Below are 14,645 nucleotides of genomic sequence, written 5' to 3' on the forward strand. Positions count from 1 at the left end.
AGGACCCTTTTATTTATCTGTCCACTTTTTGGGGTACAGATCAATCAGGGCTTTTTCATTTTCGCCATAGTGAACTTCGCTTTGATAGGCCATGGCTCGCATGGTGCCGGGATAATCGGATTTTTTAAAGTTGGCCAAAGAGATATCAAACCCCAAGGGTACGCGCTTATTTGTGTATGCGACCAAGTACACCCATTCGTCTGTAAAGACTTTCACATAGTCATTCAGGATCAGATAACTTTCCTGTCCGTTATGCCGGACTCGAACCGCAGGGCGGGTGTTGGGAGTCGGGCGCTCTAGCGCTTTGACTTCGTATTTTTGCTGAGCTTTGGGGAAATAGCGAAGTGCCTTCAGTTCCAGCCCCATCCAGCCAGTCGCAAGGGTTTGTCCTTCTTGCAGCTGCCCTTTCTTAAAAGGATTGGAGCTTTCCCTGTTGTACAGCGCATAGTGCAGGGTTGTATCCTGCTTTTGGAAAAGTCGAATTTCATTGATTTCAGGTGTTCGCTCCCAAAGGCCGCCCATGGTGATCAGGACAGGGCCCACTTGTTTTTCGGCCCGTTCAAAAAGATTGCGTTGGATCAGCCAGTCCACTTCGCTGACATTGGCATTGGAAAGTTGATAGCGGATGGCGGCACCACTTTGTAAGTTTGGTGATTCCTCGACTTTGATTTGCGCTTGCCCATAATCGATGGATTCCAACAGCTCAAAGCTGAGTCCCTTTGCTTTAATAAGATATGGATGCTGGGGGGTTATGGGTTTTTTCAGAAAATTAACATCTTCGCGGAAGACCTGCTCATAGCTGTCCCCATTGCGCGAACGATAGACTATCAACTCGGTGTCTTGCAGGGTGACTTCCCTGACGGGTTCTCCCGACCGGGGCAGGCGAATGGTGCCATCAATTCCAAAGAACTGAGTCAGTACAGATCCATAGAGAATAATGATGATACCGACGTGAGCAAAAATAAAAGCCGCGTGGTGGGGCTTCCAGGGCCAGCGATCCACCATGACCGCAACCAGGCTGAGTGTCAGCAACCCCAGAGTAAGATACATCCAGACTGAGTTGTACACCAGATTCTTGGCGGTCCAGGCGTCGTAACGGGCCTCCACAAGGGTGCCCACGGATATCAGGACCGCCAGCATGGCAATGATGACCACTGCCAGTTGAAGTGAAGCGAAGAACTTAAGGACAGATCGAAACACCAGAACCTAATTTCCAGCCACTTTGCTTCTGCGAAGTTCAGCCACAAGCTTTTGTCCCTCGCGTACTTTCTCGATGGAAAGTCCCAGGATGCGTGCGGATTCCTGAGGTGCGTGGAAGCCTGAAGAGTTTTCGGCTTCAACGAAATCAAACAGGAATTGGGCTTCCTTCTGCAGGGCGCGGGCTTTGGCCAGTGTGGCGTTCGGAGTTTTCTTCAGATCCACATCTTTGAATTCCTTCAGGTCGTTGATAAAGTCCACCAGTGCATCAAAGGCCACATTGCGCAGTTGAATGTGACGATCTTGAATGGTTTCCACCCGGGACTTCAGCTCGTTTTCGGGAACGTTGTGGCAAGTCTGGCAGGCTTTGTTGATGTTCAACAGTGGGCTTTGCACATGATGGTCCGTGATTTTCATGGCGCCGACACGTTTATAAGGCATATGGCAATCCACGCAGGCAACACCCGCACGCGCATGAGTGCCCTGATTGAACATTTCAAACTCAGGATGCTGGGCTTTGAGAACTTCCGCGCCGGTCATGGCATGGACCCAGTCCTTATGACCATCTTCTTTGTAGTATTCCATGATTTGGTCAGCCTTTAAGCCTTTGGCCCACGGATACACCAGGCGCTTGTCCGGACCTTTAAAGTAGTACTCAACGTGACACTGGCCGCAGACGAATGTGCGCATCTCCTGACGAGAGGCCATTTTGTTCACGTCATATTCCTTGATGCCTTCTTTGGCTTTGACGGCCTTGATGCCTTCCATGAAAGCCGGGCGGGTCACACGCAAAGCCATCGTGGAAGGGTCATGACAATCGATGCAGGATACGGGGTGTTTGACGGAATGAACGATGTCTTTGTAGGGGATCTTGTTCATTTCCTCAAAACCCTTGGTGATGTCGCCCTGGCCCAGTTTTTTATAAAGCGTGTACAGGGATGCGTGACAGTTCAGGCAAGTGCCGGGTTGTTTCGTCACGTTTTGACGTTCTGTGAACATCTGATCGATCAGCATATAGGCGTGACCACGTTCCTCGCGGAAGTCTGTTGCAAACGCGTATCCCGCCCACATGATTTTCAGGCGAGGATCCTCGTCCAGCTTTTGCGTGGAAACCTTGTCCCGGGGATCTTTATCTGTCGGGATGTGTGGGAAGGCCTCAGAGCCACCATATTTGGTGTGAGTCATGTCTGCGGTTTTCATGTAAGAGTCATACTGATGAGGGAAGTTTTTGCCCCAGACAGCCGGATCGTCAATTTCGTCGTTGATTTCAACCACACGGTAGAAAGGATTCTTCCCTTCGGATTTTCTTTCAAAGATATTTACCAGGAGTGCGGTGACAAGGACGGTGGCAATAGCAGCGCCACCAACGGCCAGAAACATCCATTTATTTTTGTTCATAGTCGAACTCCTTATCTTGCGTGGCCGACGCCGCGATGGCAGTGCAGGCAGTTGGCATCTTCATTATGATTTGTATTGGATCGATCCATGGCTTGCACCATAGGTTGATGGCAGGACAGGCAGGAGTTTTTCACCACCTGCAGGCTGTGTTCCTTAATCAGAATAGGCTCATGAAAGTTCTGCAGCGTGAAGGCCGACGAATGCGCCCAGCCGTTCAAGGCTTTGACGGCGTATTTACCGATGATGTTGTGAGGCAAATGACAGTCGTTGCATTTGGCAACATGATGATGGGCGGACTTTTGCCACGAATTCAGATTGTCCTGCATGATATGGCAGTTCACACAGGCCTTGGGGTCATCCGACATGTAGGAATAACCCTTGGCGTAGATAAATGAATAACAACCCAGGCCAATCACGATACCAAAGAGGATAAGTACAAGGATGTTAACTGTGTTTGACCTGTTCATGTGCGTAAATTTACAAAAGTTTACGCATGAGTACTAGTGAAAATAAGTGGAATGGTGGAATGTGTCATGAATCCACCCCGGGAAGGCTGTTGGTGTTGGAAGGCACGGCCCCGTTATCCGAAGCGAGTGATGTAATTGCAGCGCTGGCACAGCTCCTCGGTCAGCTTGTTGCTTTTAAAACCGGCCAAAATTCTTTGCGATCGTTCACTGTTTAAGATGGACTCAATCGGCTGATCTTGCACTCGGCCCAGGGGGATTTTTCCTTCCTTGTCCAGACAGCATGGCACCACGGTCCCGTCGGCCAAAACTCCAAAATGGCTGGTCAGCCCGTAGCAGGTGCCCCGTTGTCCCAAAACCGGCAGATCAAGGGATGGCCAGGTGAATTCGGTATCAAAGTGCAAATGCAGGCGGTTCTTGATGCGCACACTTTTTTGTCGCCGAATATCGATATTCTCGTTGAAAGTGAAGTCAAAAAACTGGCAAACCCGATCCAACATGGACCGATTTTGCAGGCCGACGCCCAGGGGCTCATCCAGATTCCAAAGGCGGTAGTTGATGTAAAGGTCGGGTCTTTCAACAAAAGCCCTTTCCGTGAACCTGAAGATTTTTTTCAGATAAACGCTTGGGTCTTTGTCGCCGTAGTTGTCATGAAAGCTGTGCAGAGAAAAATTGATCTGGCGAATGATCTTATCAAGAAGGATGTCTTCTTTAAGCTCTGTTAACAAAACCCCGTTGGTCACAAAGAAAATGGGAACTTGGTTTTCTTTGCAGATATCGATGAATTCCGGCAGCCGCGGGTGGACCAGGGGATCACCCATCAGGTGCAATGTCACCTGATCCGTCATCGGGGCCACTTGTTCGATCACCGAACGAAAGACCTCAGGGGCCATCATTTTCTTCTCGCGTTCCACCGGAGGACAGAAACTGCACTGGAGGTTGCAGATGTTGCTGATTTCAATGTTCACTTTGTTGAAACGATTTTTTTGCCTAATGATGGACCTCGCCAGCCCCTAGATAACACTGGAAGTTGCGGATAAGCAAGGCTGAGTTTTAGTCTCAAGGTGTCCTGACACCGGACTGGACTGGCCGGGGCATTATCTCGACATTTTCGCTGGGCAAAGATTGAATTTGTTTTCATCGTGGTATCAGCTGGGGCTGTGGAGGTCTTTAAAGACCCAAGGAGATTCCAAATGAAATCAGCATTGGCTCTTTCTGTGCTCTTGTTTGTGGGAATGGCGGCGGCTCCGGCGTCGGCCTGCAATGCTCCGCTTTCCTGTGTGATAAAAACCTATACTGGAAACTATGTCACGGCTGTCGGTGGCGGTGGACGTGTGACAGATGTTATTCATACTGACGCCACTCGGGTGGGGTCCTGGGAACGCTTCACACTCGTTGATTCCTGTGATGGCAGCTCTTTTATCAATTATGGAATCAAGACGGTCAAAGGCTACTATCTTACGGCTGTTGGGGGTGGCGGTCGCATCACGGATGTCATTCACTCGGATGCGACCCTCTTGCAAGCGTGGGAAAAATTCAAACTGATTTCATTGGGGAATGGCGTATACGCAATTCAGACAATCAGTGGCAACTACCTTACAGCCGTCGGTGGTGGAGGTCGGATCACAGACACCATTCACACAGATGCAACTCAGATTGGGAACTGGGAAAAGTTCCGAATCATTTGCAGGCCCTAGGCTATTGAGTGGATGTGTTCAGGGGTGGCCCGAAAAGAACTGAGAAAGGATCTGCGCCATCTCGGCGGGTTTTTCCAGGGGAATGTAGTGACCGCATTCCTCTATGACATCAAGTTGGGCTTTGGGAATTTGCTGTTGCAGAGCTTCCAGTTGTTTTAAGGGGACCACGCGATCCTCTCGTCCGCCCACAAGCAGAATGGGGCAGGACAGCTGGCGCAGTTCCGAAGTCAGATCTTTTCGGTCCAGGGTGGCCATCATCTGATTTAAATACATCTCTGATGTGTAGCCTGCGCTCATATCCACAATGGTTCGGGTGATGTGGGCGTCGGTCAACGACTTGGGGTGCAGAAAACGCGATAGTTCTTTTTCGTTCATGCCACGATATTGGTATTTGCCAAGAAACTCCTTCATGCTCAGGCGCCATTGTCTTTCGCGCTCACTTAAAGGACCTACATTGGTGGCCACTAGGCTTAAACTCTGCACTCGATCCGGGTGTTGGGTGGCAAAAAGCTTCGCAACGTATCCGCCCATCGAAAAACCCACCAGATGAAATTGGTGGTAGGGCAGATCGTGTACAAGATTGAGCATCTCCTGAAGGTCCTTGCAGTCCTTGAAATGCACGGCAAGCATAGCCCCCGGCAAGTTCAAACGCGCCAGGGTATCACTCCAAACACGTTCATCGCACAAGAAGCCGGGAAGAAAAACTGTGGGAGTCAGATCATTGCGATTGTCCATGGGCCTATTGTGCCTTTAACGGGCAAAAATTCAAGGCACTTTCATCCGCGCATTCAATATCGAGCTTTTCAGACTGGCTGCTTACAGCGGGATGCCCAGGCGATCGACTTGCCAGATTGAAAACTCATCCGCGTGAATGATTCCCGAGACCGTGACCCCTTTGGCGCTTTTGGTATTAAGCTCCAGCTGTGAAAGCTTCTGATACCGGGCCAGGACTTCCATAAGGTCTCTTGCAAAAGATTTCTTCTGTTCGGTTGAAAGCAGAAGTTCAAAAGGCTTGCAGATGCAGCCAGTGCTTTCGTCATAGGTCGATGACTTGTAGCTCTTTGTGATGAAGCTGAAAATGGAGCGCAGATTCTGCTGATAGTAGGCTTTCTGCAGCAGACCGTCTTCGCGCCATTGAAACGGGAAGCGGGCCATCTGGTAGATTCGATCCCGCGGCATTAGTTTGATGAGCTCCACGTTTTCCAGTTGGCGCAATCTTTTACGAAGTTCGGTCTCTTTTAAGTTCAAGCTGGTTTTTAACTGGGCAAAGTTAAGTCCCATGACAATGGATCGGAACAGCAGCAGATAGCTGAGATCGCTGGCAAAAAGCTTTTCCTGTTCTTCGCTGAACAGGTAAGGCTTGGGTGTGTTGTGCTTGCTGATCTCGATTAACTCGTAAAAAGAAGTGCCCAGGCTGGTGGCGATTTCGCTGAGTTCTGACAGGCTCAGCTCCCCCTTGTTAAGTCGTCTTTTGACGGTGGCAGTGGAGACACGCAGTTTTTTTGCAAGATCACTGTACTGAAGACCCTGTTCCTTCATGAGCTTCTTAAGGCTGTCCTTGATTTTGGCTTCTTCGGCTTTCATGGCGCTCCGGTCTATTAAAAAGAGCAAAAATTGACCCTTTTTGTAAGATTTGGCGCAAGAAAGGTCAAAATAAAAGACTTTGATTTCTAATAAAAGACAAGAATTTTAAGCGCCGCAAGCGCCAGGTGGTGGTAAAGTGTCAGAATGAAGAACGCGCTGAATGAACTTCTTTGGATCGAGGAGCTACTGCCCGCAGACGTGCAGTCCGCCTCGCAACATGGGGGAATGGCCTATTATCTTGATATGAAGCTTGTCATGATTTTGGTGGAGGATTCGGCCAGCACCCACGAGCATAAAGGGGTCTTGTATCCTTTTCAGCTTTGGAATGGCTGTATTCTGCCGGTTGAGTACCGTAAGCAGAGTGCTTTTTTCCTGAAGTTCTCGTTCCTGGAAAATCATCCGGCCAACCGGGACTGGTTGTACATCCCGGCAGAGTCAGAAAACTTTGAAGAGGAGGTCCGGCAGTTTGTTCGTGAAATCACCAAAAGAAATCCGCTTCTGGGAACTCCCGTGAAGTTTTCAGGAATGCCCAGATCAAAAGCCCCCGCCGATGAGCCGCGAAAAAAGACGTCCAAACCCATCAAAGCGGATAAGAAACGGGAAAACACTTTCCTTCTGGAGATGCTCAATAAGACCAAGAAGTGAAAAGTGTCAGTTTATCTCTTTTTTGGCCCAGGAGCAGTCTCAAGTGTTGGAAAACACAAGTGTTTACTTTCTCTTGAATATGTATAGTTTTTTCTATACAATAGATGGTGGGCTCAAAACAGAGAAGGAACTTGTATGAAAACAGTTATTTCGCTCTTGTCGTTGCTAGTTTTGACTTTTGCTCCGCTCACCCATGCGGAAGATCCATCAGATCCCGAGGTTGTCCCTGCGGTGGATTTGAATCGTTATGCGGGCCTCTGGTATGAAATTGCCCACTCTCCCAACTTCTTTCAGCGCAACTGCGTCCGTTCGACGGCAGAGTACGGTGTCCTGAGCCCCTTGTCAGTTTCCGTTAAAAACACCTGTTATAAAGAAAACGGGGCGGTGAGTGATATTTCAGGCGAAGCAAAAGTGGTGGATCCGGCTGTTCCGGCCAAGCTCAAGGTGCGATTTAACTTTTTTGCCCGTGGCGATTACTGGATCGTGGACCTTGACCCCGATTATCAATGGGCTGTGGTCAGTGGTCCGAAGAAGAAGTCTTTGTTTATTCTGTCGCGAAAAGCGCCGATGGATGCCCAGGTGTTGGCGCAGATGTTAGAACGACTCAAGCAACGTGGCTTCAAGCTGGATGATCTTATTTACGATCAGTATTGATTTATGAAACTTTTAACGGCGATCACAGTTTTGTTGATGCTTGGAGGGTGTGGGACAATGTCTTCGCAAGATCCGCTGCCAACAGTATCTTATGTTGATATCCCCAGATTTATGGGGGACTGGTATGTGATCGCCAATATCCCCACGTTTGTCGAAAAGGGGGCGAATAATGCCATCGAAACCTATGCTTGGAATGCCAAAGAGGATCGAATTGATGTCTCTTTCCGTTTTAATGCAAAGACGCCGTCCGGGCCGCTGAAGAAGTATCCGCAGAAAGCTTGGATCTATGACAAGAAGACAAATGCAGAGTGGCGAGTTCAGCCGTGGTGGCCGTTGAAGTTTTCCTATCTCGTTGTGGATTTGGCGCCGGACTATTCCTACACCGTGATCGGTGTTCCCAGTCGCAATTACCTTTGGATTATGGCTCGCAAGCCTCATTTGGATGAGGCCGTCTATTCAGGCCTCATCAACAAGGTGAAGTCTATGGGTTATGACACGTCCAAAATTCAGAAAGTTCCCCAGGTCTGGGGAGCGAACTAGGGCAGCTCTTTGAGGTAATCCTGGAACTGTTGCATGGATAAAAAACCCGTGACCTTCCGTTTTAGCTTTAACTCCATTTGATTTGTATTTCGCCCAGCCAAAAGGAATTCAATTTCCGCAGGCAAGTTTCGATCAAGGAAGTTGATGTAGCTAAAAAGACTTTCTTTGGCGCCCTCTTTTTCAGACACAGTGCTGGAAAGAAGCAGGTGGGTGGCCTGATAGCGCAGGCAGGTTTCGCTAAGATCCTTTTTGGGGGTGCTGGGGCCAAGGAACAAAGTTTGAAGTCCTTCAAGTCTGCTAAGGCAGGAAGCAAAGGCGATGCCCATATCGTGCAGATCGCCGTCAGGAGTGGTCATGACAATACGGGACTTGGACTTCTTTTTTTTGCTGTCGGTTTGAACCAGTATCAGTTGCTCTTTGATAAAGGCAGACAGGATGTGCTCCTGTCCCACGGATAGTTGGTTTGCCGCAACCAGCGACCCCATTTGTCCTGCCAAGGGAGTCAGGACGGTCGTCACAAATGCGTCTGGCTTCAGGCTGCGGCGCTTTTTCTGGAGTCGATCGGAGATATCGTCCCATTTAAAAAGGTGGGCTAAATCCAAGAGTTCGTTGATAAAGGTTCGCAGTCGGTCCGGAGGAGTCGGGGTTGCTGTGGCGGCTTCCTGCTGAGGAAGAATTTTCTCCAAATCAGTCAGTTCCAGTTTGGCGATGTTGCCAATCTTATAACCTTTATCCAGGAGGGCCTGCAAAAGACGAGCTTTCTGAATATCTTCAAGCGAATAAATTCTTCGCCCCGTGGAGCTGCGCTTGGGTTTAAAGGCTTTATAACGCGTTTCCCAGCCGCGCAAAGTAAATTCGGAAAGCCCTGTGAGTTCAATCACCTGTCGTATCGAAAAAGAATCCTTCTTAGCCATTGACCTATTTTATCCATGGTCTCTTTAAAATGTATAGAAAAATCTATACAATAGGGTAAAAGTAAGTCATATGGCATGTGTGAGGTGTCAAATGAAGACAGCGGTCATCGGTTCCGGGATCAGTGGTTTGGGGGCAGCTTGGATTATGAGTCAGACGGATGAGGTTCATCTCTTCGAATCTGACAGTCGCCTGGGAGGGCATGCCAACACTGTGTATGTCAAAGACGGCAGTTCTGATATTCCAGTCGACACCGGATTTCTCGTCTACAATGAACTGACCTATCCTCATCTGAAAAGTTTCTTCAAGGAGCTTCAGGTAGAGACTGCCGCCTCTGACATGTCTCTGGCGATTAAAGCTCCTCATAAGGGGTTGGAGTGGGCAGGAACAAGTCTGGACACTGTTTTTGCTCAAAGAAGTAATATCGTTCGCCCGGGTTTTCTTAGAATGCTGTATGATATCACGCGATTTCACCGTGAAGCCGAGACTAACAGAAGCCTGGCGCAAAAGAACGGGTGGACTCTTGGACAACTGATGCACACTCGATCCTATAGTGAAGAATTCAAGCGCGACTACCTTCTTCCAATCGGAGCAGCGATTTGGTCCACCCCGGAGCGCGGCATGGAGCATTTTCCTGCCGAAAGCTTTTTGACGTTTTTTATTAATCATCGCCTTTTGCAAATTAGCAATCGACCTGTTTGGAGAACCGTCAAAGGGGGCTCCGTGGAATATGTCAAAAAGGTGGCGGCGCGAATTCCGTTCGTGCATTTAAACTCTCCAGTGACCGGTGTCGAGCGACGCGCAGGAAAAGTTTTGGTAAAGGTTCGCGGAGAGTGTCTGGAGTTTGACCGAGTTGTCCTGGCGACCCATGCCCCCATTACACGACAAATTCTGGAAAATGTGTCCCCTCTTGAACATCAAGTCTTAGAGGCTGTGAAGACAAGTGCAAATAAAACCTATCTGCACACGGATGCGTCGTTTATGCCGACCAGAAGAAAGTGTTGGTCGTCCTGGAATGTTCTGGGATCCCCGGAAGGTCAGAACCACGAGAATGTTTCTTTGACCTATTTTATCAACAAACTTCAGCCATTGGGGACGGACAAGGATTACTTTGTCACTCTCAATCCGCGCTCTCCGGTTCAGGAAGTTCTTCAGGAGTTCACTTATCATCATCCTCAGTTTGACCAAAAGGCCATTGAGGCTCAGAAGGCGTTGTCGCAGATTCAGGGCCGGGGAGGAGTTTATTTTGCCGGGGCGTGGACCCGATATGGTTTTCACGAGGATGGACTGCTCAGTGCTGTCCGCGTGGGTGAACTGATGGGGGTTAAGCCTCCCTGGGAGGTCTCATGATGTCCCTGCAAATTCTTAAAGGCCATGTCTATCACAGTCGAAGCCATCAGGTGCGACACAGCTTTCGCTATCCCACCTTTGCTTTGCTTTTTCCGCTGCTTGAAGAGGACGCCAGTCTGCAGCTTCTGAAGCGTAAAACCTTCGGGCTTTTGTCCTTGCACTCGCAGGACTATCTTCAGGGCCACAAGGAGTCCTTGAAGGATTCGGTATTTCGCTTTTTAAAGGAAAAATGCCAGTACGAACCTGAAGAGGTTGTTCTGCAGACATTCCCCAGAATGTTGGGATATGTCTTTAATCCGGTCAGTTTCTGGTTTTGCCGTCGGAAGGGGCATCTTGAGGCCGTCTTGTGTGAGGTGAACAACACCTTCGGCGAACGGCACTTTTACTGGATCTGTCCGGCGCAGGGTATAGAAGAGGCGCAGTTTTATCGATCTGAAAAGGTTTTTCATGTCAGCCCTTTTTTCCCCGTGGATGGCTTCTATAAATTTCGCTTTCAGTTTGATAGCAACCGTTCCCGGGTTGAGATCTTTTATTACGATGCGGATGAAAACCTTCGATTTTCATCTTGGATTGAAGGGGCCGTGACGGAATTTGAAAAGCAGTCCCCCTGGAAGTTGTTTTGGAGCTACGGCTGGATGACGCCACTGGTGGTAGTTCGGATACATTGGCAGGCCCTGAGGCTTTGGATGAAGCGAGTGAGTTTTTATAAAAAGCCGGAACCGCCGCGCAAGGAGATCACGTGAGCAAGATGACGTTTAAAACAAAAATTTTGATCAAGCTTCTGGGAAACTCCAAAGGTGCGACACTTCATCTGACCTTCCCGGATGGAACAGTGGATTCGTTCGGATCAGGAGATCCTCAGATTTCCGTTCACGCCAAAACCTGGAAAGTTTTTGATGAACTTGTCGACAAAGGGGATCTGGGACTGGCTGAGGCGATCATTCGTGGGGATCTTGTCGTCGACGATGTCTCTGCTCTGGTGCAGTGGGCGTGTATGAACGAAGATTCCGTGAATCGTCTTCTGCACGGAACCTGGTATGGGACTTTGTTGGCCCGTCTTCGTCACTTGATGAATCCGAACACCAAACAAGGTGCCAAGAAAAACATCATGGCCCATTACGATCTGGGGAACAGTTTCTATAGTCTTTGGCTGGATCCCAGTATGACCTATTCGGCGGGTCTCTTCGCTGATCCGACACAGGATCTGCGGGAAGCCCAGATGAAGAAGTACGATCGAATTATCGATGTGCTTGATATACGACCTGGGGATCATGTTCTTGAGATCGGTTGTGGCTGGGGTGGCTTTTTCTCTAGGGCGATTGAAAGAACCGGCTGTCGGGTGACGGCAGTGATGAACTCGCCATCACAGGCAAGATACAATCGTGACCTTATTGCCAGATCGGGCCTGGGAAATCACATCGATCTTCGTCAGCAGGATTATCGCGAGATCGAAGGGCGTTACGATAAAATTGTCTCGATTGAAATGGTCGAAGCTGTGGGTGAGAAGTACTGGCCCGATTTCTTTGGAAAAGTCAGTGGGTGTCTGAAAGACAAGGGGGCTGCCCTGGTCCAGTCCATCACAATGCAGGATCAGTATTTTGATCAGTACCGTCGAAAAACGGACTTTATTCAGAACTATGTCTTTCCAGGAGGAATGTTGCTGGCACCGAAAGTGTTCGCGGACTATGCCGGAAGATTTGATCTGAAGGATGAAAAGCCCTTTGAGTTTGGAGTTTCCTACGCCGACACCCTGGTGAAGTGGCAACAGAACTTTCAGGCGGCCGAAGGGGATGTGCGCAGTCTGGGGTTTGATGACAGGTTTATGCGCCTGTGGAATCTGTATCTAAGTTATTGCGAAGGGGCCTTCCGGGCCGAGCGTATCAATGTCGGTCATTATCTGATGCAAAAATAAGGAGATCCACCATGGCACTGGGAGTATTTATTGACTGGATGGAACGAGGATGGATTCCCGAGCGGATGGTCCGAGCCGGGATTCGTCAGCTGTGTCGCCAGCGTCTGAAAAGTTTGGAGGTCGCAGACCGAGAGCTTGAGCAAGAGCGCAATTCCACTTACGTCGGCGAACTAAAAAAGTCCGCGATCGCTTTTGCCACCGAGAAGGCGAACCAGCAGCATTACGAGTTGCCGGCAGAGTTTTATGAGCTTGTGCTGGGTAAAAATAAGAAGTACAGCTCTGGTTATTGGCCTGAAGGATGCCACAGTCTGGATCAGTCCGAAGAGGCCGCGTTGCAGGTCACCTTTCAGCGGGCCGAGGTCCAAGATGGTATGAGAATTCTTGATCTCGGTTGTGGCTGGGGATCTGTCTCATTAAATCTGGCGGCACAGTTTCCGAATGCGCAGATTGTGGGGATCTCCAATTCAAACTCACAACGTCAATATATCATGGATCAGGCCCAAAAACGGGGGCTGTACAATGTGACCATCCTTACTGGGGATATCAGTACATTCCAGGCTCCGGACAACTGGCTTGGCGGTTTTGATCGGGTCATCAGTGTTGAGATGTTGGAACATGTCCGAAACTATGAAAAGCTGTTTGAAAAAATCAGTCAGTGGTTAAAGCCTGAGGGTAAGTTCTTCGTACATATCTTCACCCATAGTCGCTATTCATATCCTTTTGAAACCGAAGGTGATGACAATTGGATGGGACGGTACTTCTTTACCGGCGGACAGATGCCAAGTCATCATTTGCTGACCTATTTCCAAAAAGACCTTCTTTTGGAGCAGCAATGGAGTTGGCGCGGGACACACTATCAAAAAACTTCTGAAGCTTGGTTGCAGAACATGGATCAGAACCGGGATGCCATCATGCGGATCTTCCGCGAGGTCTATGGTTCGGCGGAAAGCGACAGATGGTTTGAACGCTGGCGTGTCTTTTTTATGTCGTGCTCAGAGCTCTTCGGATTTGATGAGGGGCGTGAATGGGGAGTCTCTCATTACCTTTTTAAAAACAGACCACGCTAGGGGAATTAGATGGACAATTTTTGGATTCAGATTCTGGCAGCGCTGTTTATCATGTTCCTGGTGATGACGGTCACCTGGGCTTTGGGACGCCGATGGGACAACTATGGGATTGTGGACGTCGTATGGTCCTTGTCGTTCTTTCTGGTGAGCTGTTTTTATTCTTTTATGACTGAGGGCTGGTGGGTCCGAAAGCTTCTGATTTTATCGATTGTGGGGTTGTGGAGTCTGCGGCTGTCCTACTTCCTTGCCCGAAGGATTTATCTACATCATCCCAAGGAAGATTCGCGCTATCAAACCTTGCGCCAGGATTATGGGGCTCACTTGAGGTCTCGATTTTTTCTGTTCTTCCAGTACCAGGGTGTCAGTGTTGTTGTGCTAAGTCTGGTGTTTTTAGAACCACTTCGGAATACAACGGAAGTCTTGTCCTTGTGGGAAGTGGTAGGGTTGGCATTAAGTCTGCTTGCTCTGTTGGGGGAAGGGATCGCTGATGCCCAGGCTCAGAAATTCAAATCCAATCCCGACAACCACGCCAAGGTGTGCAATGTGGGGCTTTGGAGGTATTCGCGCCATCCGAACTATTTCTTTGAGAGTCTTGTGTGGTGGGGATTCTATGTGACCGCTCTGGGAACGGATGGGGCTTTGTACACAATCTATGCTCCATTAACTATATTGTTTATTTTGCTCAAATTGACCGGAATTCCCCCGTCGGAAGCACAGGCTTTGCAAAAGCGGGGCGAGGCCTATCGCCGCTATCAAGCTGAGACCTCGGCCTTTGTTCCCTGGTTCCCCAAAAAAGGAGGATAGACTCACCAGTCCTTTTGCGGCGACTACTCTTCGTACATCATCATATGGTGACCTTTTTTGCCCATCATAGGGCATGCATTTTCACCCATGTTTTTGCAGGCCATTCGCATGTCTGCCTGGCACTCCGAAGGGGATTTAGACGTGCGAAGACATTTCGCCATGTCTTCATGCATTTTTGCCATGTTTTCTCGTTGCAGGTTGCTCCAGTTCACTGTTGGAGCTTTGGGTGGCATCGTGTCCCGGGCAAAAGCAAAAGATGCTGTCAGGGTCATAGCCAGAATCGTGGCGGTTGAAACAAGTTTCATGGTTGTTTTCATAGTCATTGCCCTTTCTTCTTTTTAAAAAAGTCTGTTGCAGACAAATATATTGGCTCAAGAAAGGAAGGGCAGTTTTTTGTGGAGAAGGTGCAAAGAAGCAGGGC

The 14,645-nt window shown here is 49.1% G+C and carries 17 protein-coding genes; 9 read left to right on the forward strand and 8 right to left on the reverse strand.

Annotation, left to right across the window (positions count from 1 at the left end):
- Positions 1–9: 9 nt before the first annotated feature.
- From ACZ5ZV_RS05260 to ACZ5ZV_RS05275, 4 genes are all read right to left on the reverse strand, one after another.
- On the reverse strand, positions 10–1,200 hold the full coding sequence (locus ACZ5ZV_RS05260; protein WP_464120380.1) for a cytochrome c biogenesis protein ResB: 1,191 nt from the start codon (positions 1,198–1,200) through the stop codon (positions 10–12).
- 6 nt (positions 1,201–1,206) lie between these two features.
- Entirely contained in the window at positions 1,207–2,595 is a 1,389-nt protein-coding gene (locus tag ACZ5ZV_RS05265) for an ammonia-forming cytochrome c nitrite reductase subunit c552 (protein ID WP_464120381.1), read from the reverse strand.
- Between the two features lie 11 nt (positions 2,596–2,606).
- Positions 2,607–3,062 carry a cytochrome c nitrite reductase small subunit gene (gene nrfH / locus ACZ5ZV_RS05270; RefSeq protein ID WP_464120383.1) on the reverse strand — a complete coding sequence of 152 codons (456 nt, stop codon included), beginning with the start codon at positions 3,060–3,062 and terminating at the stop codon, positions 2,607–2,609.
- A gap of 113 nt (positions 3,063–3,175) precedes the next feature.
- Positions 3,176–4,027 carry a radical SAM/SPASM domain-containing protein gene (locus ACZ5ZV_RS05275; RefSeq protein WP_464120384.1) on the reverse strand — a complete coding sequence of 284 codons (852 nt, stop codon included), beginning with the start codon at positions 4,025–4,027 and terminating at the stop codon, positions 3,176–3,178.
- Positions 4,028–4,252: 225 nt separating this feature from the next.
- Between ACZ5ZV_RS05275 and ACZ5ZV_RS05280 the strand changes: the two genes are divergently transcribed.
- Positions 4,253–4,756, forward strand: coding sequence for a fascin domain-containing protein (locus ACZ5ZV_RS05280; RefSeq protein WP_464120386.1), 504 nt, complete (start codon positions 4,253–4,255; stop codon positions 4,754–4,756).
- Positions 4,757–4,774: 18 nt separating this feature from the next.
- Here the strand turns inward: ACZ5ZV_RS05280 and ACZ5ZV_RS05285 are convergent, their stop codons facing one another.
- Together ACZ5ZV_RS05285 and ACZ5ZV_RS05290 are read right to left on the reverse strand one after the other, a co-directional pair.
- A complete protein-coding gene (locus ACZ5ZV_RS05285; protein WP_464120388.1) occupies positions 4,775–5,491 on the reverse strand; it encodes an alpha/beta fold hydrolase in 717 nt (238 codons plus the stop codon).
- Between the two features lie 81 nt (positions 5,492–5,572).
- A complete protein-coding gene (locus ACZ5ZV_RS05290; RefSeq protein WP_464120389.1) occupies positions 5,573–6,340 on the reverse strand; it encodes a helix-turn-helix domain-containing protein in 768 nt (255 codons plus the stop codon).
- A 144-nt stretch (positions 6,341–6,484) separates the two neighbouring features.
- Between ACZ5ZV_RS05290 and ACZ5ZV_RS05295 the strand changes: the two genes are divergently transcribed.
- The 3 genes from ACZ5ZV_RS05295 to ACZ5ZV_RS05305 all read left to right on the forward strand — a co-directional run bounded on the left by ACZ5ZV_RS05295 (position 6,485) and on the right by ACZ5ZV_RS05305 (position 8,179).
- Positions 6,485–6,985 (forward strand): hypothetical protein, encoded by a 501-nt coding sequence (locus tag ACZ5ZV_RS05295; protein WP_464120390.1) that lies wholly within the window; start codon positions 6,485–6,487, stop codon positions 6,983–6,985.
- Between the two features lie 135 nt (positions 6,986–7,120).
- Positions 7,121–7,639: a lipocalin family protein gene (locus ACZ5ZV_RS05300; RefSeq protein WP_464120392.1), complete on the forward strand. Its 519-nt coding sequence runs from the start codon at positions 7,121–7,123 to the stop codon at positions 7,637–7,639.
- A gap of 3 nt (positions 7,640–7,642) precedes the next feature.
- On the forward strand, positions 7,643–8,179 hold the full coding sequence (locus ACZ5ZV_RS05305) for a lipocalin family protein (protein ID WP_464120394.1): 537 nt from the start codon (positions 7,643–7,645) through the stop codon (positions 8,177–8,179).
- On the opposite strand, the gene ACZ5ZV_RS05310 is transcribed toward ACZ5ZV_RS05305, so the two are convergent.
- Positions 8,176–9,093, reverse strand: a complete 918-nt coding sequence (locus ACZ5ZV_RS05310; RefSeq protein WP_464120396.1) for a MerR family transcriptional regulator — start codon at positions 9,091–9,093, stop codon at positions 8,176–8,178. The genes ACZ5ZV_RS05305 and ACZ5ZV_RS05310 overlap by 4 nt on opposite strands.
- A 91-nt stretch (positions 9,094–9,184) precedes the next feature.
- On the opposite strand from ACZ5ZV_RS05310, the gene ACZ5ZV_RS05315 reads away from it, so the two are divergent.
- From ACZ5ZV_RS05315 to ACZ5ZV_RS05335, 5 genes are read left to right on the forward strand one after another with little or no spacing between them, the layout of a single operon-like run.
- Entirely contained in the window at positions 9,185–10,441 is a 1,257-nt protein-coding gene (locus tag ACZ5ZV_RS05315; protein ID WP_464120397.1) for an NAD(P)/FAD-dependent oxidoreductase, read from the forward strand.
- Entirely contained in the window at positions 10,438–11,184 is a 747-nt protein-coding gene (locus ACZ5ZV_RS05320; protein WP_464120399.1) for a DUF1365 domain-containing protein, read from the forward strand. The genes ACZ5ZV_RS05315 and ACZ5ZV_RS05320 overlap by 4 nt, the downstream gene beginning before the upstream one ends.
- A gap of 5 nt (positions 11,185–11,189) precedes the next feature.
- Positions 11,190–12,353: a class I SAM-dependent methyltransferase gene (locus tag ACZ5ZV_RS05325; RefSeq protein ID WP_464121390.1), complete on the forward strand. Its 1,164-nt coding sequence runs from the start codon at positions 11,190–11,192 to the stop codon at positions 12,351–12,353.
- Between the two features lie 11 nt (positions 12,354–12,364).
- Entirely contained in the window at positions 12,365–13,420 is a 1,056-nt protein-coding gene (locus ACZ5ZV_RS05330; protein WP_464120400.1) for an SAM-dependent methyltransferase, read from the forward strand.
- 9 nt (positions 13,421–13,429) lie between these two features.
- Positions 13,430–14,224, forward strand: coding sequence for a DUF1295 domain-containing protein (locus tag ACZ5ZV_RS05335; RefSeq protein WP_464120402.1), 795 nt, complete (start codon positions 13,430–13,432; stop codon positions 14,222–14,224).
- Positions 14,225–14,247: 23 nt separating this feature from the next.
- On the opposite strand, the gene ACZ5ZV_RS05340 is transcribed toward ACZ5ZV_RS05335, so the two are convergent.
- Complete coding sequence (locus tag ACZ5ZV_RS05340) at positions 14,248–14,547, reverse strand: hypothetical protein (protein ID WP_464120404.1); 300 nt, start codon at positions 14,545–14,547, stop codon at positions 14,248–14,250.
- Positions 14,548–14,645 lie beyond the last annotated feature (98 nt).

This window comes from Bdellovibrio sp. HAGR004, assembly GCF_055397015.1.

Bases quoted from the DNA above. Each gene is read 5' to 3' on its own strand.
- ACZ5ZV_RS05265 (WP_464120381.1), bottom strand. From the start codon at position 2,595: ATGAACAAAAATAAATGGATGTTTCTGGCCGTTGGTGGCGCTGCTATT.
- nrfH (WP_464120383.1), bottom strand. From the start codon at position 3,062: ATGAACAGGTCAAACACAGTTAACATCCTTGTACTTATCCTCTTTGGT.
- ACZ5ZV_RS05280 (WP_464120386.1), top strand. From the start codon at position 4,253: ATGAAATCAGCATTGGCTCTTTCTGTGCTCTTGTTTGTGGGAATGGCG.
- ACZ5ZV_RS05285 (WP_464120388.1), bottom strand. From the start codon at position 5,491: ATGGACAATCGCAATGATCTGACTCCCACAGTTTTTCTTCCCGGCTTC.
- ACZ5ZV_RS05290 (WP_464120389.1), bottom strand. From the start codon at position 6,340: ATGAAAGCCGAAGAAGCCAAAATCAAGGACAGCCTTAAGAAGCTCATG.
- ACZ5ZV_RS05295 (WP_464120390.1), top strand. From the start codon at position 6,485: ATGAAGAACGCGCTGAATGAACTTCTTTGGATCGAGGAGCTACTGCCC.
- ACZ5ZV_RS05300 (WP_464120392.1), top strand. From the start codon at position 7,121: ATGAAAACAGTTATTTCGCTCTTGTCGTTGCTAGTTTTGACTTTTGCT.
- ACZ5ZV_RS05305 (WP_464120394.1), top strand. From the start codon at position 7,643: ATGAAACTTTTAACGGCGATCACAGTTTTGTTGATGCTTGGAGGGTGT.
- ACZ5ZV_RS05310 (WP_464120396.1), bottom strand. From the start codon at position 9,093: ATGGCTAAGAAGGATTCTTTTTCGATACGACAGGTGATTGAACTCACA.
- ACZ5ZV_RS05315 (WP_464120397.1), top strand. From the start codon at position 9,185: ATGAAGACAGCGGTCATCGGTTCCGGGATCAGTGGTTTGGGGGCAGCT.
- ACZ5ZV_RS05320 (WP_464120399.1), top strand. From the start codon at position 10,438: ATGATGTCCCTGCAAATTCTTAAAGGCCATGTCTATCACAGTCGAAGC.
- ACZ5ZV_RS05325 (WP_464121390.1), top strand. From the start codon at position 11,190: ATGACGTTTAAAACAAAAATTTTGATCAAGCTTCTGGGAAACTCCAAA.
- ACZ5ZV_RS05330 (WP_464120400.1), top strand. From the start codon at position 12,365: ATGGCACTGGGAGTATTTATTGACTGGATGGAACGAGGATGGATTCCC.
- ACZ5ZV_RS05335 (WP_464120402.1), top strand. From the start codon at position 13,430: ATGGACAATTTTTGGATTCAGATTCTGGCAGCGCTGTTTATCATGTTC.
- ACZ5ZV_RS05340 (WP_464120404.1), bottom strand. From the start codon at position 14,547: ATGACTATGAAAACAACCATGAAACTTGTTTCAACCGCCACGATTCTG.